Origin of the sequence: Pedobacter caeni (assembly GCF_900129215.1) — a bacterium.
Lineage (GTDB): Bacteria > Bacteroidota > Bacteroidia > Sphingobacteriales > Sphingobacteriaceae > Pedobacter > Pedobacter caeni.
Map to the genome: position 1 here is coordinate 1 of NZ_FQUQ01000009.1, position 23449 is coordinate 23449.

At 41.7% G+C, this 23449-nt stretch carries 19 protein-coding genes; 13 read left to right on the top strand and 6 right to left on the bottom strand.

From position 1 onward, the window contains the following. Window positions 1-616 precede the first annotated feature (616 nt). On the top strand, window positions 617-1108 hold the full coding sequence (locus tag BUC20_RS31955) for a hypothetical protein (RefSeq protein WP_073238464.1): 492 nt from the start codon (window positions 617-619) through the stop codon (window positions 1106-1108). Between the two features lie 224 nt (window positions 1109-1332). On the opposite strand, the gene amaB is transcribed toward BUC20_RS31955, so the two are convergent. Further along, on the bottom strand, window positions 1333-2871 hold the full coding sequence (gene amaB / locus BUC20_RS31960; protein WP_073238467.1) for an L-piperidine-6-carboxylate dehydrogenase: 1539 nt from the start codon (window positions 2869-2871) through the stop codon (window positions 1333-1335). Window positions 2872-3250: 379 nt separating this feature from the next. Between amaB and BUC20_RS31965 the strand changes: the two genes are divergently transcribed. The 7 genes from BUC20_RS31965 to BUC20_RS31995 all read left to right on the top strand — a co-directional run bounded on the left by BUC20_RS31965 (window position 3251) and on the right by BUC20_RS31995 (window position 9176). Further along, window positions 3251-4654: a tetratricopeptide repeat protein gene (locus BUC20_RS31965; RefSeq protein WP_073238470.1), complete on the top strand. Its 1404-nt coding sequence runs from the start codon at window positions 3251-3253 to the stop codon at window positions 4652-4654. Window positions 4655-4721: 67 nt separating this feature from the next. Then, on the top strand, window positions 4722-5492 hold the full coding sequence (locus BUC20_RS31970; RefSeq protein ID WP_073238473.1) for a phosphosulfolactate synthase: 771 nt from the start codon (window positions 4722-4724) through the stop codon (window positions 5490-5492). Window positions 5493-5551: 59 nt separating this feature from the next. Next, on the top strand, window positions 5552-6295 hold the full coding sequence (locus BUC20_RS31975) for a shikimate dehydrogenase family protein (protein ID WP_073238476.1): 744 nt from the start codon (window positions 5552-5554) through the stop codon (window positions 6293-6295). Between the two features lie 3 nt (window positions 6296-6298). Continuing rightward, window positions 6299-6883: a gliding motility lipoprotein GldD gene (gene gldD, locus BUC20_RS31980; protein ID WP_073238479.1), complete on the top strand. Its 585-nt coding sequence runs from the start codon at window positions 6299-6301 to the stop codon at window positions 6881-6883. Window positions 6884-6905: 22 nt separating this feature from the next. Next, window positions 6906-7547, top strand: coding sequence for an MBL fold metallo-hydrolase (locus BUC20_RS31985; protein ID WP_073238481.1), 642 nt, complete (start codon window positions 6906-6908; stop codon window positions 7545-7547). A gap of 14 nt (window positions 7548-7561) precedes the next feature. After that, window positions 7562-8794, top strand: a complete 1233-nt coding sequence (locus BUC20_RS31990; protein ID WP_073238484.1) for an ABC transporter permease — start codon at window positions 7562-7564, stop codon at window positions 8792-8794. Window positions 8795-8798: 4 nt separating this feature from the next. After that, window positions 8799-9176 carry a hypothetical protein gene (locus tag BUC20_RS31995; RefSeq protein ID WP_073238487.1) on the top strand — a complete coding sequence of 126 codons (378 nt, stop codon included), beginning with the start codon at window positions 8799-8801 and terminating at the stop codon, window positions 9174-9176. 5 nt (window positions 9177-9181) lie between these two features. Here the strand turns inward: BUC20_RS31995 and BUC20_RS32000 are convergent, their stop codons facing one another. Beyond that, window positions 9182-10027, bottom strand: a complete 846-nt coding sequence (locus BUC20_RS32000) for a menaquinone biosynthesis family protein (protein ID WP_073238490.1) — start codon at window positions 10025-10027, stop codon at window positions 9182-9184. Window positions 10028-10078: 51 nt separating this feature from the next. After that, on the bottom strand, window positions 10079-10711 hold the full coding sequence (gene mqnB / locus BUC20_RS32005; RefSeq protein WP_073238493.1) for a futalosine hydrolase: 633 nt from the start codon (window positions 10709-10711) through the stop codon (window positions 10079-10081). A 72-nt stretch (window positions 10712-10783) separates the two neighbouring features. Between mqnB and BUC20_RS32010 the strand changes: the two genes are divergently transcribed. Genes BUC20_RS32010 through BUC20_RS32025 form a run of 4 tightly spaced genes read left to right on the top strand, consistent with a single transcriptional unit; the run spans window position 10784 to window position 16484 of the window. Then, window positions 10784-11194: a 6-pyruvoyl trahydropterin synthase family protein gene (locus tag BUC20_RS32010; RefSeq protein WP_073238496.1), complete on the top strand. Its 411-nt coding sequence runs from the start codon at window positions 10784-10786 to the stop codon at window positions 11192-11194. A gap of 12 nt (window positions 11195-11206) precedes the next feature. Further along, the gene (folE, locus tag BUC20_RS32015) at window positions 11207-11845 is read left to right on the top strand and encodes a GTP cyclohydrolase I FolE (protein ID WP_073238499.1); all 639 of its coding nucleotides are present in this window, start codon (window positions 11207-11209) and stop codon (window positions 11843-11845) included. A gap of 18 nt (window positions 11846-11863) precedes the next feature. Beyond that, on the top strand, window positions 11864-12760 hold the full coding sequence (gene fabD, locus BUC20_RS32020) for an ACP S-malonyltransferase (RefSeq protein ID WP_073238502.1): 897 nt from the start codon (window positions 11864-11866) through the stop codon (window positions 12758-12760). 7 nt (window positions 12761-12767) lie between these two features. Continuing rightward, the gene (locus BUC20_RS32025; RefSeq protein ID WP_234994637.1) at window positions 12768-16484 is read left to right on the top strand and encodes a sensor histidine kinase; all 3717 of its coding nucleotides are present in this window, start codon (window positions 12768-12770) and stop codon (window positions 16482-16484) included. Here BUC20_RS32025 and BUC20_RS32030 read toward each other — a convergent pair. Then, window positions 16476-17384 carry a hypothetical protein gene (locus tag BUC20_RS32030; protein ID WP_073238505.1) on the bottom strand — a complete coding sequence of 303 codons (909 nt, stop codon included), beginning with the start codon at window positions 17382-17384 and terminating at the stop codon, window positions 16476-16478. The genes BUC20_RS32025 and BUC20_RS32030 overlap by 9 nt on opposite strands. Window positions 17385-17570: 186 nt before the next feature. Between BUC20_RS32030 and BUC20_RS32035 the strand changes: the two genes are divergently transcribed. Beyond that, window positions 17571-19127, top strand: a complete 1557-nt coding sequence (locus BUC20_RS32035) for a glycoside hydrolase family 10-like protein (protein WP_073238508.1) — start codon at window positions 17571-17573, stop codon at window positions 19125-19127. Between the two features lie 86 nt (window positions 19128-19213). Here the strand turns inward: BUC20_RS32035 and BUC20_RS32040 are convergent, their stop codons facing one another. Next, window positions 19214-22072, bottom strand: coding sequence for a M16 family metallopeptidase (locus BUC20_RS32040; protein WP_073238511.1), 2859 nt, complete (start codon window positions 22070-22072; stop codon window positions 19214-19216). A 175-nt stretch (window positions 22073-22247) separates the two neighbouring features. Beyond that, a complete protein-coding gene (locus BUC20_RS32045) occupies window positions 22248-23405 on the bottom strand; it encodes an acyltransferase family protein (RefSeq protein ID WP_073238514.1) in 1158 nt (385 codons plus the stop codon). Window positions 23406-23449: the final 44 nt, after the last annotated feature.

Here is a 23449-nt window from a genome sequence, read left to right on the forward strand (position 1 = left end):
AAAAAGAAATATGCTGAAGTAAAACAGCGGTTTGACGTAGTAGAAGCTGATTATTTACAGCAAATGAAGAACAACAGGGGGAATCCCGTCGATAGCAAAGCTTTCCGAACCCTGGAAAAAGAATATCAGGTATTGAAGAATAAACTGGAACATTTGCCAGGGAAGCCTGGTTGAAAACAGATGTTAAACTAGTTTTTTGCTCCTTGATGATGCTGAAATTTCAGCATCAGTAGTGAATTCTTGTGTCAGAATTTTGGTAACTATTCTAAGATTCTTATAAATGCAATTCGGGATAACAATAAATTGTGAATTTGTTAATAAAAATTGTACACTGATAAGCCTGGAATTTGCTTAAATTAGTATAAGAAAAATATTAACATCCATTTGATAAAAAAGTCCTGTGAACGGGTGATCCGTGTAGGGCAGGCACACCATAAGCATGCTTATAAAAAACAGAAAGTCCTGGCTTGTCGGGACTTTCTGTTTTTTATAAGAATTGGGACAACCATTGCTCTTCTTAACAGACTCATTGATGAATAAAAATATAAACACATCCCTATTCATTCTTTTTTTTGTTTTTCTGACAAGTTGTTTAAATGGACAAAATCGTATAAAAATGTTTGAAGGGCAACTCGAAGAAATGAAAGGCACGAAGACTTATAAAGATGTACAAAATGTTGCTAATGAACAGCTGGAAAAATGGCTTTCAGAGGGGTTTGAAGAAGTCCAGGTTTTGAAGGACTGTAATTGGAAAGTCGATGACGCGGTTTTTTTCAATACAAAGAAAGATCGTGGGTATTTGTTGCTGTTACTTCAGGATAAGGCCCAGGATGCAAAACTGGACTATGTATATGTAATGTATGCCGCTTTGGAAAAGGATAACTGGAACATTTATTTCCTGTCGCTCCCCAACCTGGTGTTTCCAAGAGAAAGACTGGGGAATGATAAAAACAGCCCTGTTCCATTGTATTTACTTTCCAGTCTGGCGAGGGAAGAAATCTTAAAAGGATATTATAAAGGGAATGCAATCAATGATCAGTATGTAGAAAAGGCTTATACCGAAGAACTCAGAAGCAGGCATGCCAAATTTTTGAACCAAAAAAAATAAAGAATATCTTCATGTCTGGCTCTACATGGCTTCTATCCTTAACGCAAGATCAAATCAAATTCACAAACTAATTATTGCTTCAGGAATAATCTTATTTTTAGGTTCTTGCCAAATGAAACCTGCCACAGTAAAACATTTCTACCAACTGGGGGATAAAAAACTAATCCTAAAAAAGGCCGGTCTTAATCTGAAGACCGGCCTTTTTTAGGATTAAGATCTTCGGGTTACAGGTCAAACTTGATTCCTTGTGCTAAAGGAAGGGTATTTGCGTAGTTGATGGTATTCGTTTGTCTGCGCATATAAGCTTTCCATGCATCAGAACCGCTTTCTCTACCACCACCAGTTTCTTTTTCACCACCAAAAGCACCACCAATTTCGGCTCCTGAGGTGCCGATATTGACATTGGCAATTCCGCAATCAGATCCCGCTGCTGATAAGAACTGCTCTGCTTCTCTCAGGTTAAGTGTCATGATTGCTGATGATAATCCCTGAGGAACACCATTTTGCAAAGCAATTGCTTCTTCCAGTGTTTTATATTTGATCAGATACAAGATCGGAGCGAAAGTTTCTTCCTGCACGATCTCATAATGATTTTCGACTTCTGCCACACATGGTTTTACATAACAACCTGAGCTGTATTGATCACCACTAAGCACTCCTCCGTCAACAACAAATTTAGCACCTTCTTTCTTGCCTTTTTCGATCGCTTCCGTATACATATCTGCTGCGGCAACGTCAATTAGTGGGCCTACATGGTTGTGCTGATCTAAAGGATCACCTATTCTTAGCTGACCATAAGCTTTTACCAGTCTGTTTTTGAAGTCCTCATAAATGTCTTCGTGAATGATCAGACGACGGGTAGAGGTACAACGTTGTCCGGCTGTTCCTACAGCGCCAAATACAGCACCGATAATGGACATGTCCAGATCTGCATCTTTAGAAATAATGATCGCATTGTTTCCTCCTAATTCCAGAATGCTTCTTCCAAATCTGCCGGCAACTGCGGTAGAGACCATACGGCCGATTCTGGTAGATCCTGTAAAGGAAACCAATGGGATGCGTTTATCGTTGTTCATCATGTCGCCAACTGCATTTCCAATCAGTAGGCTGCTGATTCCCTCAGGCATATCGTTGGCTTTTAATACTTTCGCAATGATGTGTTGACAGGCAACGGCACATAAAGGAGTTTTTGAAGATGGTTTCCACACACATACGTTTCCACATACCCAGGCTAAAGCTGTATTCCAGCTCCATACCGCTACAGGGAAGTTGAACGCAGAAATGATGCCCACGATACCCATTGGGTGCCATTGCTCATACATACGGTGGTTTGGTCTTTCAGAATGCATGGTTAATCCGTAAAGCTGACGGGAAAGGCCAACTGCAAAATCGCAGATGTCAATCATTTCCTGTACTTCACCAAATCCTTCCTGTAAACTTTTACCCATTTCATAAGATACCAGTGTACCCAGGTCTTCTTTACTTTCTCTTAATGCATCGCCAAACTGACGTACGATATCACCACGCTTTGGTGCCGGTAAGTTGCGCCAGAAAACAAATGCCTCTTCCGCTTTTTTCATTACGGTTTCATAGTCATCTGCAGTAGCGACCTGTACACTTGCGATTTTTTTTCCGTCAACCGGAGAATAGCTGTCTATAGTTTTTGCATTTGATGAAGCAGCCCAGTGATTACCTGTGCTGTACGCAGGATTTAATTCCTGAATCCCTAAGTTTTTTAAAACGGAACTGATGTTTGTTTTCATTAATATTTGGTTTTTTAATGATAATAAAGCTGTTGAGCGCTATATGTAATATTACAAATCAACAAAAAAATAATGGAACGAATGTCAGCTTAAGCTCCGTAATTTTCTTTTCTGCCTTCCCCACCATTTCATGACCTGAATTTTACCTGTTTTCAATTAAAGTTCCGTTATTTTGCATTATAATTCAGATCATGAATCTCTATTGCAAAAAATAAGTCAGCTAATTTCTCCCGACGCCTTTTGCTAAAATTAATACTATCAGTCATTTAGGAGCTCGGGTGTGTGTATGTTGAAAATTATTTCGTTTATGCTATTCATAAATGTTGTAAACTTATAATGTGTTTTAAAATATGGGATCTGTTCTTTAATTATTCGCGACATGGAAGAGGAGTTTTTATTTGATTTTAGTGATGATGCGCAACGTTCGGTAGAACGTTACGAAGAGATGATACGTAACGAGGATCAGTACTTTTTTGATGCCCAGGCTTTTGAAAATATTATTGATTATTACATTGAGAAGAGTGATCCTGTAAAGGCCCTTCAGGTAATAGAGTACGCCGTAAACCAACACCCTTATGCAGCAGTCTTTCTGGTAAAACAAGCACAGTTGTTCTTTGTGACCGACCAGATCGAAAGGGCATTTCTCGCCTTGCAAAAGGCCGAGATGCTGGAAGCTTCAGAGGCAGAGATCTATATTTTACGTGGAAACATTTATAACAGTCTGGAACGTTATTCAGAAGCTTTGGATAATTTTCAGATCGCATTGGGTTTCGCCGAAACGACCGATGAAATTCTGTTACAGATTGCCTATGTATACCAGAATATGCTGGATTATGAACAGGCCATCGTTTATATCAAGCAAAGTCTGGAACAGAATATGGAAAACAAAGACGGCCTATATGAGCTGGCATTTTGTTATGACATCCTGGACAAACAGGAAGAAAGCATTCAGTTTTATCAGGAATACATCGACAACGATCCTTATTCGTATGCCGCATGGTATAACCTGGCCAATTCTTACCATAAGCTCGATCTCTTTGAAAAAGCGATTGATGCCTATGATTATGCCATCCTGATCAAGGATAACTTTGCTTCCGCTTACTATAACAAAGGAAATGCATTGGTTCAGCTGGACCGTTTTGCAGAAGCCATAGAGGTCTATAAACAGACTTTTGAATACGAACCACCTAATGCGGATACGTATTGTGCCATCGGTGAGTGTTATGAAAAACTGGAACATATGGACGAAGCCCGTGCTTATTACAAGAAATCGGTGAAGATGGACCATAAGATGGCTGATGCCTGGTTTGGGATTGGTGTGACCCTTAATTTTGAGGAACGCTATTTTGAATCCCTTCATTTTTACCGCAAAGCTTTAGAGCTGGACGGCGAAAATCCGGATTTCTGGTTTGCGATGGCAGATGCTTATTATAAACTCGGACAGATAGAACAATCTATTGAAGCTTATTATAAGGTGCTGGAATTTAATCCGGTAGACATCGAGGCATGGCTGGACTTTTCTACGGTATTGTATGAACAAGGTAGATTGTTGGAAGCTTCAGAGACGATTTTAGATGGGATCAAGAACAATCCGGATGCAGCAGAACTGTATTACCGGATGGTGGCTTACCTGTTTGCTTTGGGTGAAAAGAATGATGCACTGGCTTATTTGGAAACCGCTTTGGTAACCGATCCGGATAAGCATTATATTTTATTTGAATATTTGCCACAATTACAGGACAACGGCTCAATAATCGAAGTAATTAACCGTTATGTTAAATAATTGTACCATTTTTTATTAGAAATAGCTGATAAAAACTGTCCGTTTTTTTTCCACCTTTGTGAGCAATATGAACTACCCATTAAATAATATACCCGAAAGATCGGTAAAGCCAAGAAGTAAAGGCATTACAATGGTCATGGATAAAGGACTAAGCTTAAGGCAAACTGAAGATTTTATAGAAGTTGCCGGAGTACATACTGATATCGTAAAACTAGGCTGGGCAACCTCATTTGTTACCCCTAATCTAAAAGAAAAGCTGGCAATTTACAGAGATGCAGGAATTCCTACCTATTTTGGAGGGACATTATTCGAAGCATTTGCCATCCGTAATCAGTTTGATGACTACCGCAGAGTACTGGATCAGTTCAATATGGAATATGCCGAGGTTTCAGATGGTTCGATTACCATTGAGCACGACCTTAAATGTGAATTCATCCGTAAATTGTCAACGCAGGTTACTGTAATTTCGGAAGTTGGATCTAAAGATGCAGCCAAGATTTTCGCGCCTTACAAATGGATTAAATTGATGAATGCGGAAATTGAAGCCGGTTCATGGAAAGTAATTGCCGAAGCGCGCGAAGGTGGTAATGTAGGTATTTACAGAGGTTCAGGAGAGGTGAGAGAAGGTTTAGTTGATGAGATTCTGACGCAAATTCCTGAAGAAACCATTATCTGGGAAGCTCCGCAAAAGGAACAACAAGTATGGTTCATCAAGCTTTTAGGTGCAAATGTAAACCTTGGAAATATTGCTCCGGCGGAAACTATTCCTTTGGAAACCATTCGTTTGGGTTTAAGAGGTGATACTTTTGATCATTTTTTAAATTTGGATAAATTGTAATCCTAAGCATGAAGATGCTTATGGTTGCGTCATAGCCAATAAAAGACACATAAACCCTAATGAAAAAATACGGCTTAATTGGTTACCCTTTATCACATTCCTTTTCAAAGAAACACTTTACAGAGAAATTCGTACAGGAACATATTGACAACTGTGAATATGAGTTGTATCCTATAGAGAATATTGAACTTTTTCCTCAGCTGATTTCCTCTGATGAGGAGATTTGCGGGATTAACGTCACCATTCCCTATAAGGTAAGTGTTTTGGCCTATGTAAAGGATCTTGACGATGCTGCGGCAAAAATCGGAGCGGTCAATTGTATTGATATCCGCAGAGAAAATGGAAAAGCGGTGTTCAAAGGATACAATACTGATGCTTATGGATTTGAAGAGTCTCTGAAACCCTTTTTAAAGGAACACCATACCAAGGCCCTGATTTTTGGAGACGGAGGAGCGGCTAAGGCCATTAAATATGTGCTGAATAAGCTGGGCATCTCTTTTGTAATTGTGACAAGGAAGCCATCGGATAATAGTATTCTATACGAAGAAGTATCGGAACAAATCCTGAAGGAACATACCTTACTGGTCAATACCACGCCATTGGGCATGTCGCCGAATGCAGATACTTATCCGGAAATTCCTTATGAGTTTGTATCAGAAAGACACCTTGCCTACGATCTGGTTTATAATCCTGAAGTAACCCGATTTCTGGCCCAATGCAGTTCCCGCGGAGCAGCAATTAAAAACGGACTGGAAATGTTATACCTTCAGGCGGAACGTTCCTGGTATATTTGGAATTCTTAACATATGAAAACATACTTTCCAGTTTGCCTTTTTGCCATCATATTGGCTTTCTCTGCTTGTCATAGCAATGACTATGCGCCAAAACCAAGGGGGTATTTTCATATTGATTTTCCAAAGAAAGCCTACAAAAATTATGATGGGGGATGTGCTTTCACTTTTGATTACCCCCTGTATGCTACTTTAAACCCGGACAGCAGTAAAGGCACTCAACCTTGTTGGAACAACCTTTCCTTTCCTCAGTTTAATGCACGGTTGCACCTCACTTACTACGATGTTTCTTCAAAAAAGGAATACGAAGGACTGATAGAAGATGCGCGGACTTTTGCATTTAAACATACCGTAAAAGCCAATGCGATCGATCAGAAGCTGATCAATTACCCTGAAAAGAAAGTATATGGAATCTATTATGCCATAGAAGGAAATACCGCTTCCTCAGTACAGTTTTTTCTGACTGATAGTGCGAAACATTACTTCCGTGGCGCTTTATATTTTAATGAACGGCCACAGTACGACTCTATTCAGCCTGTGGTTACTTTTATAAAGAAGGACATTGACCGAATGATCGAGTCCTTCAAATGGAAAAATTAATACCTTTTAATATCTAACTATTATGATTAGTATTCAGCAGTTTGCTTTTAATCCGTACCGGGAAAATACTTATGTTTTATTCGATGAAACAAAGGAATGTGTGATCATCGATCCGGGAATGTATGATGCTGATGAGCAAAATGAACTGGTTCGATTCATCAAAGAAAATAACCTGAAACCGGTATTGCTCTTAAATACACATTGCCATATCGACCATGTATTGGGGAATAAATTCGTTTTTGACAACTGGAGCCTGAAACCTCAGTTTCATCCCGGTGAACTACCGATTTTACATGCTGTTCCGGGATATGCGCCTCAAATGGGCTTCCATTATGAGCTTTCTCCGGAGCCGGAAGTGTTTTTGGGGGAGAGTGGAACGATTAAATTTGGTCAGAGTCAGCTGGAGATCATCTATGCACCGGGACATTCCCCTGCACATTTGTGTTTCTATGCCGCGGCAGACAATTTTCTGATCGGTGGGGATGTCCTTTTCTATACCAGTATCGGGCGTACAGACCTTCCGGGTGGAAATCATTCACAATTGATCAATAGCATAAGGAATAACTTGTTTATATTGCCCGATGATTGCACAGTTTATCCGGGACATGGTCAGTCTACGACCATCGGCTTTGAGAAACAACACAATCCTTTTTTACAGTCATAATTACCTGAATAGATTTGAATACAGCCTTTTACATAGCCCGCAGGTATCTTTTTGCAAAGAAATCTACCAATGCGATCAACATCATCTCCGCGATTTCCGTGTTAGGGGTGTTTGTGGGAAGTGCTGCGTTGATCATCATATTATCTGCATTTAACGGTTTGGAAGACCTGGTCTTGAAAATGTTCAATACCATGACACCACAATTGGTCATCACTCCGGTAAAAGGGAAGACTTTTGAGCCCAATACGGTTTACTTTAACCAGTTGAAGAAAGCTGAAGGTATTTATTCCTATGTGGAGGTCCTTTCTGAAAATGCATTGCTCAGGTATAATGATCAGCAATCTGTTGGCCTGGTTAAAGGGGTAAGCCCTGATTACCTGAAAAATAAGAGTCTGGACAGTACCATCATCGATGGCCATTTTGTATTGGATGGCCCCGGGAATCATTTTGCGGTGATCGGTTCTGCACTTCAGAATTTTTTGATGGTAAATACCACAGATCCTTTTCTTCCTTTACAGGTGTATTCCCCTAAGAAGGGGAGGAAAACAGGGTCTTTAAACCCGGGCGATGATTTTACGGTGCTCTCTATTCCTGTCTCAGGAGTTTTTGAAGTACAGCAGGATTTTGACAATGTGGCGATTGTACCTTTGGCATTTGCGAGGAAACTGCTGGATGAACCTCAGAAAGTCTCTTCTATAGAGATCCTTTTGAATAAGGGGGTAAATGCAGACAAGTTTAAATCGGAGGTGGAAAAAGGAATCGGGGAAGGCTTTCAGGTGAAGGACCGGATAGAGCAAAATACTGCCCTTCATAACATTCTTGGTTCCGAGAAATGGGCGGTTTACATCATCCTGACTTTTGTTTTAATTATTGCTATCTTTAATATTATCGGATCACTGACCATGCTGGTGATCGATAAATTGAAAGATATTGCCGTTCTCAGTAGTCTTGGAGCAGGTAAAGGCCTGATCAAAAGGATCTTTCTATTCGAGGGGATGATGATCACCATGACCGGCTGTGTGCTGGGGTTGATCGTTGGCCTGATCTTCTGTCTGCTGCAACAGGAATTCGGCTTTGTCAAAATGGCGCAAGACAATCCAATCCTGACCAATGGCTACCCAATCGGACTGAAATGGACGGATTTTTTATTAGTATTTTTAACAGTAACGGTATTTTCTTTTATGGCATCAGCTTTGTCAGCTAATCTGAGCGTGAAGAAAATAGACCATTTAAATCAAGATCTCTAACATCATGAATATATCTATAAAACCATTACCCCTATTGATTTTGCTGGCTATGATCGTTGTAGCCTGTAATACCAAACCTGTATCTGTTGAAAAACATGCAAAGAGGGTAATTAAGGGGCTATATACCTATGGTCCTGAGATGAAGTCCTTTACGGATTGCGAAGAAGGGAATGAATACTGGGTGGCCGATAGTGCAAAAACCCTGGAACTGGCCTATAGCAATTTCAATTTTGAAAAACCTTATGAGCCGGTATATATTGAAGTAGAATGTAATGTGATCAAGTCTGACAGCCTGATGGTATCTGCAGACTTTGACTCTACCATGGTGGTCACGAAGCTATTGAAGATCAGTAAAGAAATTCCGGACGGGCCTTGTAATTAAGGCCTTTAAGGGATGAGGTACAGGTCTTTCTGAATCGGTTGAATTAGTCCTTTTTCCTGTGCCATGGTAAACAAGACATCTATTGCCTTTCTGCCTTCAACGCCAAGATCAATGGAGTATTTGTTGACATAGAGTTCAATGTGCTTATACATGACCTCTTCACTCATTTCCTGAGCATGTTGCCTGATGAACTCAATTCCCGATTTGGGATTGGCAAAAGCATATTCCACAGACCTGCGCAATATCCTGTTCACTTTTTCCTTGGTTTCCTGATCCAGTTTTCTGTTGATCACGATTCCACCCAAAGGAATGGCACACCCGGTAAGTTGCTCCCAGTAGTTGCCAAGGTCCATCACTTTGTGCAGCCCTTTGTCCATGTAGGTGAAACGGTTCTCATGGATAATCAATCCAAGGTCAATCTCATTGTCCAGAACTGCCTGTTCGATCGCCGAAAAAGTCATTTCCTGCTTTTGTACTAAATGAGGGAAAGCAATGCCCAATAAGAAATTGGCGGTGGTATATTTTCCCGGAATCCCGACTCTTAAATCTTTGTTCAGGTTATCCGGGTGATTGGCCAGGTATTCGTTTTTAGAGATCAATAAAGGGCCTACACCAAAACCTAAGGCACTGCCTGCATCTAACAATGCATATTGTTCATATACATAAGCAAAGGCATGGAAACTTAATTTGGTGATGTCCAGATCTCCTTTAATTGCCTTTTGATTGAGGGTCTCCACGTCATCGAATGATACTTTGAAATCTAACCCTTCGGTATCAATTTTATGATGAATAAGGGCATCGAAGATAAAGGTGTCATTCGGGCAGGGGGAAAATCCAAGGCTTAAAGTCATTTTTCTCTGTTTTATCGGTTTCAAAGGTAGCAACTATCCAAAGCGACTTGGTTAGCTGTTTGTCAAAAATCCAATCGCCCATTCATTTAAGTTTTTGATGGCGGGTCCGATTTTCCAGCTTTCCTTATTTCTTGGTTCCACATAATTGGAGATGCTTCGGATTTGTAGACATGGGATGCCTTCGTTTTCACAGCAGTAGAGTACTGCGGCGCCTTCCATGCTTTCTGTGACGGGTTTCAGTCGGTTTTTAATGTCATCGATGCTATGCTGAGTCCCATGGACGGTGTTTACTGTGATGCCCTTTACTTTTGACAATCCGGATAATGAGGAGTGAAGCAGGTTGTTGTGGGCCCGGTAGCTGCTCTTTCCGAAGCCCAGTGTTTCAATGGAAAGAAAAGCGTCTTTATCTTCTGCTCCCAGTTCAGAAAATTCGTCAGTAACGATATTGAGAACGGTGCCCAGAGGAATAGTGGGGTCAAAGCTCCCTGCAATCCCCAGATTCAACACCAGGTTGTAAATGCCGGACAGGTGTTTGCCCAATGCGAAAGCGGTGGCAGTCATTCCTACCCCGGTAATGAGGATATCAAACTTCTCCGTTTGCTGGAATGCAGCATCCCTCAATTTAAAATGATCCGTTAAGATGGATATTTCTGCACTTGTTGCCGCGACTAAAAGAATCTTCATAAGGTCTAAGTTAGATATTAAACCTTTCTACTTTAAGCTTTCTGCGTATATTTGTCAACAATATAACAGAGAATGATATACATAACAAGAAAAGCATCATTTAACGCTGCGCATAAATTGTCGAGACCAGACTGGTCTGAAGATAAAAACACAGAAGTTTACGGAAAATGTGCCAATCCAAATTGGCATGGACACAACTATCAGTTGTATGTGACTGTTAAGGGAGAAATCAATCCTGAAACAGGATTTCTTGTAGACCTGAAATGGTTGAAAGACATCACCAATACTTACGTAGTAGATAAAATTGACCACAGGAACCTGAATCTTGATGTGGATTTCATGAAGGGTAAACTGGCTTCTACAGAGAACTTAGCGATTGCGATATGGGATGAATTGCTGCCTTTTATCGAAGAATCAGGCGCAAAACTTCATTGCATAAAAATTTACGAAACTGAAAACAACTTTGTGGAGTACTTCGGTTAATAACCTTTAGACATGAATAATCATACAGATCATTTAGATGATAATGAAACAGAAAACGGCTACATCAAAATAGACCGTTATAACGAAGGTAAAATTGCTTCAGTAGCACACCATTATTCAGATATCTTAACCCAGCTTGGTGAGGATCCTTCACGTGAGGGATTGATCAAAACGCCTGAGCGTGTGGCTAAGGCATTACAATACCTGACTCATGGTTACGACCTTGATCCGGCAGCGATCCTTAAAGGAGCGATGTTCAAAGAAGATTACAGCCAAATGGTAGTGGTTAAAGATATTGAGGTATTCTCTATGTGTGAGCACCATATGCTGCCATTCTTTGGAAAAGCGCATGTGGCCTATATTCCAAACGGTCATATTGTAGGTCTGAGCAAGATCCCGAGAATTGTGGATGCTTTCGCCCGCCGTTTACAGGTACAGGAGCGTTTAACCAATGAAATCAGAGATTGTATTCAGGAAACTTTAAACCCGGCAGGAGTAGCCGTAGTAATTGAGTGTAAGCACTTATGCATGGCGATGCGTGGAATTCAGAAGCAAAATTCGGTAACCACCACCTCTGCTTTTACAGGAGAATTTGCAAAAGATAAAACTAGGGCAGAGTTTTTGAGGTTAATCACTGCCAACTTACACTAACCAATCACAAATTAAAAAATGAAAGCATATATATTTCCAGGACAAGGCGCTCAGTTTTCGGGCATGGGTAAAGAATTGTACGAAAATGAAGTCGCCAAAGAACTGTTTGAAAAAGCAAATGAGATCATCGGTTTCCGGATCAGTGACATCATGTTCTCCGGAACGGATGAAGAATTAAAAGAAACCAAGGTGACTCAACCGGCTATTTTCCTTCATTCTGTGATCCTGGCTAAGACATTGGGTGATAATTTTAAACCGGATATGGTTGCAGGTCACTCTTTAGGTGAATTTTCTGCATTGGTAGCGGCTTCTGCTTTATCTTTTGAAGACGGTTTGAGACTGGTGATTACCAGGGCTAATGCGATGCAGAAAGCCTGCGAGTTACAACCTTCTACGATGGCTGCTATTTTAGGCCTTGCCGATGAGGTGGTAGAACAGATCTGCGGAGAGATTGACGAAGTTGTTGTGGCTGCAAATTACAATTGCCCGGGACAGATCGTAATTTCCGGAAGCATTGAAGGGGTAGACATCGCTTGTCAGAAATTAACAGAAGCAGGTGCAAAACGTGCTTTGAAACTGAATGTAGGTGGTGCTTTCCACTCTCCACTGATGGAGCCGGCAAGAGTCGAGCTACAGGAAGCCATTGAAAATGTAACGGTTCTTTCTCCGGTATGTCCGATCTATCAGAATGTAGATCCGGTTCCGAATACAGACCCTGCAAAGATAAAAGCCAATCTGATTACTCAGTTAACAGGAGCGGTGAAATGGACGCAAACGATCGAACGCATGATTGCTGACGGTGCTGCTGAATTTGTTGAAGTTGGTCCGGGTAATGTATTACAAGGCCTGGTTAAAAAGGTGAACAGGGCAATTCCAACCAGTTCTGCAACAACTTCGGCAACTACTACAGCTTAAGATTAACGTGAGCATCGCGGGTAAAATCAGATTTTTATTATTGATACTGGGGGCCTGCTGTATTGGTACGGCCCTTTCTTTAAAAAACACGATCAGTAAAAAAGATTTACTTACCCACGAAGCGGCCGAGCTTCAGGACAATCTGCATCAAAAGGAAAACATTGTCAATGAATTCCTGTCGGACCCCCAGAAAATTGAACAGGCAAAACAGTTCCACCTGAATGAAAGGTACGGACTTGATTTTATCAATTTCTACCGCAATATAGGGATCAACCTGCTGACTTATGAGAACTCCGAACTCAAGTTCTGGAGTTCTTTTACCGCCTTTCCAACCGGACTGGATGGCATCAGGGAAGGTTCTACCTTTTTGCAGCTCCCCAATGGCTGGTATGAGGTGATCCGGAAAACCAAGGGCAATTATTCCCTGGTATTTCTGATTGAGGTGAAGAGCCAATACGGGATTCAGAACCAGTTTCTGAGTAACGACATTTCCCCATACCTGCTCCCTTCCCAATCTTTATCCCTTGCTTCTTTTACTGATACAGAGGTTTACGGCATCAATAAGTTTGATGGAACCTTATTGTTTGAAGTGAAACTGAAACAAGGTTATACGAAGAGTATTTATGCAACTATAGAGGTCTGGTTATGGACGATTGGAATTTTCAGCTTCTGTTTATTCTTCAATTCCTTCTGTGTATGGCTGGCAAAAAGGGGGAACCTGATGCCGGCAACCTTGCTTTTAGCTTTGTTTTTTGTCACACTCAGGGTCACCGACCTGGAATATGGCTGGTTCAACCATCAGTTTAATTTGCTGATCTTCAGCCCCACCATTTACGGGGAAAGTTTCCTTTTACCTTCACTGGGTGATTTTCTGCTCAATGTGATTGTCCTGACCTGGCTGATTTATTTTGTATATAAACACAGGGATCAGTACAGGCTGCCCTCCTGGCTCGTCAGGAACAAACTTGCCGGATTGCTGCTTTATCTGGTATTGCTGGTGGTTTTTGGCTTAATGGCTTTTGTGATTGATCAGATTTTTTACGGACTGATCATCAACTCCAAGATCAACTTTGACATCACCAACATCATCAATCTGGGCTGGATCAGCTGGATCAGTATTGTGATCTTATGCCTGGTCTGGTTTAACATCTACCTGATCATTGTGATTCTCTTAGAGCAGACCAGGGTTTTAAATGTGACCAATAAGGAGCGTCTGATCCTCTTTCTTGCCGTATTTTCCTGCTATCTTGGCTATAGACTGGCCACGGGATTCAATATCTTTTTTATCGTTTACGCTTTCTTTATTTTTATCATTGGCTGGAACGTTTACCTTCGGAACAGCAGATTCTCTATAGGGGTGTTTACGGGGATTTTCTTTTGTCTGGCTTTTATTTCTTCGATCAAGTACCTGAATTTTATCGATTCCAAGGAAAAGAACAAGCGGGAAGCCATTGCCCAGAAGCTGGAATCTACCGATGATCCGAAAATCATCAGTTCTATCGAAAGCCTGGAAGTAGGGATCTATACAGACAGTTTTGTAGCGGATTATTTTAAACAGCCTGCTTTAAGGAGATCTGATATTTTACAGCGGCACATCAATAAACAATTCCTTGGCGGGTATCTGTCCAAGTTTGAATACAACCTTTACGAATACAATAGCCTGGACTCTTCCATCAATGGTCAGGGGGTTCCTTTAAGCTATTATAAACAATTGGTGCAATCAGGTTCGGTAAAGGCTTCTGAATCTAATTTCTTTTACCGCCTGAACGATACTTTTGGCTATCAGAATTATTTTGGGATCATTCCTATTTTTCAGGACAACCATATTTTGGGCACGCTGGTGATTGAGCTTAAATCACAACAATACAATTACAATAGCCAGTTACCGGATATACTGATCGACCGGAGGAATAAGAGTGAGGACGACTACAGTAATTATTCTTTTGCTTTTTACAATTATGGCAGGTTAGCCAATCAATCCGGAAAATATACCTATAAACTCTCGGGATCGGAGTTCAGGGCAGAACCTAAAAAGGCTCAGATCATCACAGACAGCATTGGATACACCCATCTGGTGTATATGCCCATCGCCTCCAAGATGATCGTTGTGAGCAAGGAAAAGGTGTCTTACGTGGTACGTTTAGCAACCTTATCCTTCTTCTTTCTGGTTTTTATCATCTTTTCTGTCGCTTTATATTCCTTAATCTGGGTTTTAAAGAACATTGATGAAAGCTGGGGTGGCTGGTTCAACATCAACCGCTCCCTGATGATCAATGCGAATAAGATCCTGTATAAGACGAGGATTCAGTTTTCAATTGTACTTTCCGTAGTGGCTACATTACTGATCGTTGGCTGGACCACTTATTTCTACATCAGAGATGAGTACCGCAGGCAACAGGAAGACTTTATTCAGGAAAAAATACGGAAAGTGCAGCTTTCTTATGAGAAAAGCATTTTCAATTCAGGCCTTCCAAAAGCGAGTGATGAATCTATTCGTGATTTCAATCAGTTTGCAGATGTGAATGCAGCCTATTTAAACCTCTTTGACGTCCGTGGAAACCTGTTGTATACTTCTTTGCCCAGGATTTATGATTTTGGGATCATAGGGCGTAAAATGGGGGCTGAGGCTTATATTTACCTTAGCCAAATGCAAAGGTCGGAGTATATTGACCCTAATGAACGGATCGGGGAATTTAAATATTCTTCTGCCTATGCACCGATCAGGAATTCCATGAACGAGACCGTAGCTTATATCGGATTGCCTTATTATGCAAATGAAGCGGATTATCAGCGGAAAATAGGGCTGTATATCAACACGCTGATCAACATTTATGCCCTTGTATTTGTGGCGATCGGAATCCTTGCCGTATTTCTGGCCAACCAGATCACCAGCCCGCTTACTTTTATTCAGGACAGCATCAGAAAGACGAAGCTGGGACAGAAAAATCAGCCGATTCAATGGTCCCGTCATGATGAGATCGGCTCTTTGATCAAGGAATACAATAAAATGATTGCTGCACTGGAAGAGAGTGCGAGCAAACTGGCCCGGTCTGAAAGGGAGATTGCCTGGCGTGAGATGGCCAAGCAGGTGGCACACGAGATTAAAAATCCGCTGACCCCTTTAAAACTAGGGGTACAATTGCTGGAAAAATCCTGGCGGGAGCAGGACCCTAATTTTGAGAAGAAATTTGAGCGGTTCAATAAATCATTTATAGAGCAGATTGATAGCCTGGCCTCGATAGCTTCAGAGTTTTCAAACTTTGCAAAGATGCCGGATACGAAGCTGGAGAAACTTGTTTTGTTGCCGATCATTCAACAGGCAAGGGATGTTTTTACCAATACCCAAAATGTAGAGATTTATATTTTTAACCATGCAACAGTAGAAGTGGTGGTATTGGGAGATAAAGATCAGCTGCTGCGTACCTTTAATAACCTGCTGAAGAATGCCATTGAGGCTGCCGATCCGGAAGCCAGATGTGTGATCAAGATCAACCTGATGAACGATGAGGAAAACGTGTTTGTAGAGGTTGCCGATAATGGCAAGGGGATCGATCCGGAACAGCAGGATAAGATCTTTGTGCCTAACTTTACGACAAAATCGTCAGGAACAGGTTTAGGACTTGCATTTGTGAAACAGGCAGTAGAAAATGCCGGTGGAACAGTTTCCTTCAAATCTTTTGCAGAGGTAGGAACGACCTTTTATCTGAGTTTCCCTTTATCTTAATGGGAGCGTGGCCTTCCCCATGGTAAAGCCGTCTGCATATAGAATAACCGAATAAATACCTTTAATGAAGGGATTAGGGTTGATCCAATCCATGGTATAAGCAGTATTGTCGTCGTTGTAAGAGATGGAAGTGGAAGAACTGTATTGCATTTGCTCTCCATCTGCTTCGAAGAGGTTCTCTCCATCGGCAATCAGGTTGCCTGCAGGATCAAAAACGCGTAAGTAAATCTTATGGTAATCTTTTTGTGCCAGTTGATTCGAAACGATGTTGAAGGTAATGCTGAGCTTCTTTGCGGTACCCGCTCTGGTTACTTCGACATTTTTGCCACTACTTTTAACTTTGTAGGCAATTACGGTCACATTACCGGCTTTAAGTGCAGCACCGGTCTTTACTTTTTCCCTTAATTCGGTGTTTTTCTTTTCCAGTTCCCTGGCTTTCTGGCCGGTGGTATATGCAAATTCCTTTAAGCTGTCTCTTTCCGTTCTGAGGGAAGTGTTTTCCTTCTCCAGACGAATGATTTCTTCATTATAGTTTTTTACAAATTCGCGCAGTTCCTTCACTTCTTTCTGAGCAGCGACGAGGTCTCCCTGTGTCAGTTTCCCATTTTGAAGGGCCTGCTTCAATTCGGCGATTTTTGCCCTTGCCAGTTTTTGTTCTTCCTGGAGTTTTTCGCTTAAAGTAACATTGATCGCATTTACTTTGTCCAGTTCTGCTTCAATTTTCTCTACTTCAAGTTTTAGCCTGTCCTTTTCCGTGTTCACTGTAACAAAACGTTGACTTTGATGTCTGTCTTTAAAGTACAGGTAAGCATTTGTACCAAGGAGAGCAAGAATAACCACAATCAGGAAATAAATCTTATTGCGATCGCCCTTATTCACCATCTCATTTTCGTCTGACATTTCTTCAATTCTTCTCTAAATGTGTTTAAACCGCGAACATAACATAAAAATGTAGGAAATAGCAAAAAAAAAGGCCTATTTGTATGAGACTTTAAAAAAAATCGTTTACTTGCTAGGATCTCAGATATCAGTGTATACTGAGGACCACAAATGAAACTAATTTAATAAAAGAACAAATTACATAAGATGTTTAAAACCACTATCTATGCGCTATTATCCCTATTCATAATAACTCCTCCTATTCTCTACGCTCAGAGCACATCAAAAATTGCTCCAAAAAGAGAGTTTCGCGGGGTCTGGGTTGCGACTGTAGCGAATATTGACTGGCCTTCGAAACCAGGCTTGAGTCCGGATCAGCAAAAACAGGAATTAATTGGTCTTCTGGAGATGCATAAAGCCAACGGAATGAATGCGATTTTATTACAGGTCAGGCCTGCAGCAGATGCGTTTTATGCGAAATCGAGAGAACCCTGGAGCCAATGGCTGACCGGCAGACAAGGGGTGTCTCCTGGTTCTGGTTACGATCCTCTGGCCTTTGCAATTAAGGAAGCACATCAAAGAGGAATGGAGCTTCATGCCTGGTTTAATCCTTATCGGGCAACGATGAGTGTGAATACTGTGGTGAGTTCTGACCATATGACGAGAAAACGCCCCGAATGGTTCTTTACTTATGGTGGCAAGAAACAATTCGATCCGGGAATTCCTGAGGTAAGAGAATACATTATCCAGGTGATTCTGGATGTGGTTAAAGGATACGATGTGGATGGAATTCATTTTGATGATTATTTCTATCCTTATAAAATTGCCGGTCAGCGCATCAATGATGAGGCAACGTTCAGCAAATATTCAAATGGCTTTACCGATATCAACGACTGGAGAAGGAATAATGTTGACTTATTGATCAAACAGCTGGATGACAGCATTCATCACCATAAAAAATATGTGAAATTTGGGATTAGTCCCTTCGGGATCTGGAAGAACGACAATGAAGATAGCCAGGGTTCTGCAACCAGAGGGCTTTCCAATTATCATGAGCTCTTTGCTGATTCCAGAAAATGGGTTAAAGAGGGGTGGGTAGATTACATCAATCCTCAGATTTATTTCAGCTTTACCCGCCGTGTAGCCCCTTTTGGCACTTTGGTAGACTGGTGGGGAAACAATACCTATGGACGGCACCTTTACATCGGGCAGGCTGCTTATCTGGTGAACCAGAAGATGGAAGCTGCATGGCGTTTGCCAAATCAGATTCCTTCACAGATCAGGTATATCCGCGACAATAACCGGGTTCAGGGCAGTGTCTTCTTCAGTTCAAAATCTTTTTCCACGGTAGCACGCGCGGTGGGGGATTCACTGAGAAACGATTTATACCGGTATCCGGCACTTCCTCCGCAGATGCCATGGCTGGATGAGATCGTACCGAATAAACCTCAGCAGCTGAGTGCAGAAGCTAAGGGTGATGGTGTTCATCTGAAATGGGAAAAACCATTTGTGGCAAGTGATGGAGAGACGGCCTCAGGGTATGTAGTTTACCGTTTTAACGAAGGGGAAAAGATCGATGTGCTGGATGCGAAGAACATTCTTAAAATCAGTTTTGAAGATTTCACCTTTTTTATCGACACAACCACAGAAAAAGGAAAAAGATATAACTACCTTGTTACTGCACTGGATCGTTTGAAAAACGAGAGCGAACCTAGCGGCCCTGTGGGAATCCAGACAAAGGAGCTGGCGAGTCAGGAAGAATAACATTTTTGGAATAGGAAACCCGAACATAAAAAACGGCCAGCCATCATTTGATTGATGAGCTGGCCGTTTTTGTATTGAAGATTTATTTATTTTTGTGGTACCAATACAAAACGAATGTAATTGTCTTCGTTCAGGTATTTTCCTGCAGTTGCTTTGGTGCTTTCTACAGTTACTTTCTCTATCATTTGTTTTTCCTTTTGGAACAAGTCAAGATCCTCTCCGTTTTGCAAACAGCTGGTGATGTAACTCAACCAGTAGTTGTTGTTTCTAAGGCTCAGCTCCATCTGACGTTGTTCTTCAGATTTGAACTTTTTAATGTCGTCGGCTGTTGCACCGCTGCCTTTGATCTTACTTACCTCATCCAGAGCAGCAGCAATTAGCTTCTCTACATTGGCCGTTGCACAGCTGAAGGAGATGGTGAAGTAATAATGTGATTTAGGCAGTTTATTGACACTCAGGCCAACGTTAGGGCTATAGACACCGCTTTCTTTTTCGCGTAAACGTTCCAGGATTTTAATTTCCAGGGCAGCTTTAAGGGCTTCCAGCTGAATGTTGTTTTCCGGAGTATATTCGTAATCACCATGCAGGTACAATTCTACTGCGGCTTTATCTTCCAATCCTTTGTATACGGTCTTGCTGATCTTTCCTACCGGAGGATTCACGCCGTTGTCTACGAAGTTTTGTTTTTTGTTTTGTGTAGGAAGGCTGGCAATATAAGTTTCAATGAAAGGCTTCAGTTTATCTGCCTCGAAGTTCCCTACAAATACGAAGGTTTGTTCGCCCAGGTCCGCAAAACGGTCTTTATAGAAAGCAAATGCTTTATCCAGTGAGATCTTATCCAGATCGGATAGGGTGGTTGGCATTCCGCGCTTATTGTAAGAAGCCAGGACAGCCTGTACCGTATCTGCGAATACACTGGAAGGGTTGGCATTTTTGTTGGCCAGGACCACTTTGTAATCGCTGATGTTTTTGTTGAAGATCTCTACATCTTTCCTTGGGTTGGTGGCATAGGCATAAACCATTTGGAAAGCGGTTTCGATATCTTTTGGAGCGGCACTGCCACTAAAGCCCTGGTAAAGTTCGCTAACATAGGAACCTGCGCTGCCTGTATTTCCGGCAAGGAGTTTATTGAGCTGCGAAGGATTAAAATCTCCAACTCCGCTTTGGCTGATCAGGCTCACCATTTCGGCCGATTGATAATCGTCATTGCCGGCTAAGGAAGTACCTCCTTTAGAGAAGGAACTGAAAATAATCTGATCGTTTTTGAAATCAGTGGGCTTTAATAACACTTTTATTCCATTGCTCAGCGTCAATTCGGTGGCGCCTATGGCATCAACTTTCTTTTCACTAAGGATTTTACCCGCAACAGGTTTTTTCTCTAAGAGGGGCTTATTTACGGAGTTGTCTACATAAGCAGTAACGCCATTGCCTGCGCTCTTCAGTGCTGCAATAAGTTGTGCTTCTGTAGGCAGGCTTGCTTTATCTTTTTCAGGAGCCTGAACTACAATGATCTGGTTCTCTTTTGTGATCAGTGTTTTTGCCAGTGCGTTTACTTCTGCAAGTGTAATTTGTGCCAGTGTTTTGTTTGTTAATTCATACGCATATTCTGTGGAGGCAATGCTGCTTCCTTCCAGGAAATTATTCAGGTACTTCTGTACAAAGCTGGAAGATGCGGTTTTGTCTTTTTCTTTCAGGCGTTTTTCATTTCCGGCGGCTATATTTTTCTTGGTCACCTCAAGTTCTGATTGCAGGAATCCGAATTTATTGGCACGTTCACTTTCTGCAAGACCGGCAATCAGCGCTTTTTCCAGGGTTGCTCCTGTGGCAGATACTACGGTTGTCTGAAAAGCATTCAGGTCAGGTACCAAACCACCCTGATATGCACCGTAGCTCGTTTGGGCAAACAGGAATGGGGCATTACCCTTCTGAAGGATTTCCTGGAACCTGGCACCAAGCATACTATTGATCATGGAATACATCATGCTTTTTTTGAAATCTGCTGTGGTTTTAGTTACGCCACCACGTTGTTTGTACATCACCATCGCTACATTATAAGCTTGCTCCGGATCTGTGATCACTTTAACCAATGGTTCCTTGTTGTCCGGAAGGTCATAAGCTAAACGTGGTCTTGGATTTGCAGGATTGGTCAGTTCAGAGAAGTTCTGTTTGATCAGTTGTTCTACCTCATTGACATCAAAATCACCTACTGCAATTACTGCCTGAAGGTTAGGTCTGTACCAGTCTTTGTAGAAATTCCTGATTTTATCATGTTTAAAGGTTTGAAGAAGGGCAATTTTACCAATTGGCAGGCGGTTTTCATAACGGGAACCTTTCAATAGCAAGGGTAGCAATTGCTTGCTCATTCTTTCCTGTGCGTTCTTTCCGCGCTGACGGTCTTCTTCGATGATTACACCACGCTCTTTGTCGATTTCTTCGCCTTCCATGATGATTTTTCCTGCCCAGTTGGCCAGAATTTTAAAACCGGATTTGAATACGTCAACACTGTCTGTAGGGATAGGCAGCTGATAAACCGTCTGGTTAAAGCTCGTATAAGCATTCAGGTCTGCACCAAAACGCACACCCGCTCTCTGCAGGTAATTGATCATTTCATTTTTAGGGAAATCTTTAGAGCCATTAAAAGCCATGTGCTCTGTAAAGTGCGCCAGTCCCTGCTGATCGTCGTCTTCCATTAATGAACCAATACGGGTTGCCAGATAAAGTTCTGCTCTTTTTTTGGGCTCAGTATTCTTCCTGATATAGTAGGTAAGCCCGTTAGAGAGTTTGCCAATTTTTACATCGGGGTCATTGGGGATGAGCGTGCCGTTTATTTTTGTTACTGTGGTTGATGCTTTTTTGGCAACAGGTTTCTTTTGTGCATAACCCGGACTGTAAACAGCCAGATGAGCAACAAGACCTATGGCCAGAATTTTAAGGTTTCTTTTCATTGGTAATGGTTTGTTTTTTTATGTTTATGAAGCATGATGAGCACATAAGTTGTTACAAATATGGTGGATAGCCTCTGGGATGGGTAGGTAATAGGTTTGCTAAATTAAGAAAGAATAGGGATATCTGTTACTTAAAAAGAGTTAACAAGAGTTAATGAGTGTTAATGATGAGAATTTAAACCTTTATAATGATCTTTTTGTTATACATCACCCAAAGAATAACGAGCCAGAAAAGGATAAAAGTAACCGCCCAGGCCAGAGAGGCATTGATAGGGGAGAAACTGGCTGTAAAGCCGGAGTATAACCAGGACTGAAGGTTGATCTTGCTTCCGTCGGGCTGATCCAGCTTAATCATTTGCAGGATACGTGGAATGAGGCCGGAAAGGAAGAATACCGTGATTGCGTTTACGCCATAAACCACAAAGGGTTTGGTAAAACGGTTGTATTGCTGGATGTCAATGATCCAGTAGGAGAGGGCGAGAATGACGGTTGCCAATCCTCCGGTATAGAGTACAAATGAGCTGGTCCACAATTGCTTGTTGATGGGGAATTGCAGGTCCCATACCAATCCCAGGACTACAGCGAAGCAGCCTGCAGAAAATAACCAGGCAATTTTTGTCGGCGCATCAAGGTCCTTACGTTTCAGGTAAACACCCACCAGTACACCAAACAGACCAGTTGCGATTGCCGGAATGGTACTTAGAAGTCCTTCAGGATCCCATGTTTTTGAGGATTTCCAAAGGTGGGCTTCTGTGAGGATGCCCCGGTCTATCCATGCCCCTAAATTGGTTTCTTTTTCCAGGTTGGCATAACCTACACCCGGTACAGGGACAAAAGTCATGATTGCCCAGTATCCGGCCAGAAGGATGATCATGATTCTGAAGATGTTTTTTTCTGAATTTTTAAGGAAGATGACCGAAGAAATCAGGAAAACGATGGCAATCCGTTGTAATACGCCCGGGATACGGACATGTTGGAAAGCACCTATAGGATCTGTAAATACTTTTGGAAATAGGGAAAGGAATAAGCCTAGTGCAAATAAAGTCAATGCTCTTTTTACGGCTTTTCCGATTGTTTTCTGATGTGTTGCCGGATCTGTTTTCTTGCTGCCCATGGCATACGCGATGGAAACGCCTACGATAAAGAGGAAAAAAGGAAAGATCAGGTCTGTTGGTGTACATCCATTCCAGTTGGCATGCTCGAGGGGAGCGTAAATATTCCCCCAGTCGCCCGGATTATTTACCAGGATCATAGCGGCAACGGTTGCGCCCCTGAAAAAATCAAGAGATAATAATCTGGCAGGAGCATCCTGCAGGTTTGGAGAAGCGGTCATATCAACAGGGTTTAAAAACAAAAAAGCCGCGACTGTGATCAGTC